The organism is Streptomyces corynorhini (assembly GCF_003346515.1).
Taxonomy (GTDB): Bacteria; Actinomycetota; Actinomycetes; order Streptomycetales; family Streptomycetaceae; genus Streptomyces; species Streptomyces corynorhini.
The window spans coordinates 1-823 of record NZ_QQNA01000479.1 but is presented as its reverse complement, the minus strand read 5'-3'; the positions used below and the strand labels follow the sequence as shown (position 1 = coordinate 823).

Here is an 823-nt window from a genome sequence, read left to right as displayed (position 1 = left end):
CCCGCTGGCCGCCTGCGGCGGCAGCGACGACGGCGCGAAGGACTCCGGCGCCAAGACCGGCGCCTCGGCGAGCGGGGCCGCCGGAGAGGTTCCGGCGGCGAAGCTGACCGTCCTGGCCGCCGCGTCCCTGACCGACGTGTTCAAGACGGCGGGCGCCGCGTACGAGAAGAAGCACCCCGGCACCGAGCTGGCGTTCTCCTTCGCCGGTTCGCAGGAACTGGCCGCCCAGGTCAAGCAGGGCGCCCCGGCCGACGCGCTGGTCACCGCCGACACCAAGACCATGGACGGACTGAAGTCCGACACCGGCACCCCGAAGGTCATCGCCAAGAACCGGCTGGTGATCGCCACAGGCGAGGGCAACCCGCAGAAGATCGAGAGCCTCAAGGACCTCGCGGACACCAAGGTGAAGGTGGTCCTCGCCGCCTCCGAGGTGCCCGTCGGCCGTTACAGCGCGCAGGTGCTGGACGCCCAGAACATCAAGGTGAAGCCGGTCTCCGAGGAGCCGAGCGTGCGCGCCGTCCTCAGCAAGGTCGAACTGGGCGAGGCCGACGCGGGCATCGTCTACAAGACCGACGCCGCCACCGCGACCGACAAGGTCGACGCCATCGAGATCCCGGACGCGCAGAACGCCATCGCCGACTACCCGGCCGCCACCCTCAAGACGTCCGAGCACAGCGAGGCCGCCGCCGCGTTCGTCGAGTGGCTCAGCGGCGCCGAGGCGCAGAAGATCCTCCGGGCGGCCGGTTTCCAGCAGCCGTAGGGCGTGCCCGCGACCTCCGTACGAAGGGGCTGTCCGCCGGACCGGCGGACAGCCCCTTCGTAC

Annotated in this window: 1 protein-coding gene; it reads left to right on the top strand. The window is 71.2% G+C overall.

The window, feature by feature from the left end:
- On the top strand, positions 1-760 hold a 760-nt coding region (gene modA, locus DVH02_RS34655; RefSeq protein ID WP_114627773.1), incomplete at its 5' end, for a molybdate ABC transporter substrate-binding protein.
- Positions 761-823 lie beyond the last annotated feature (63 nt).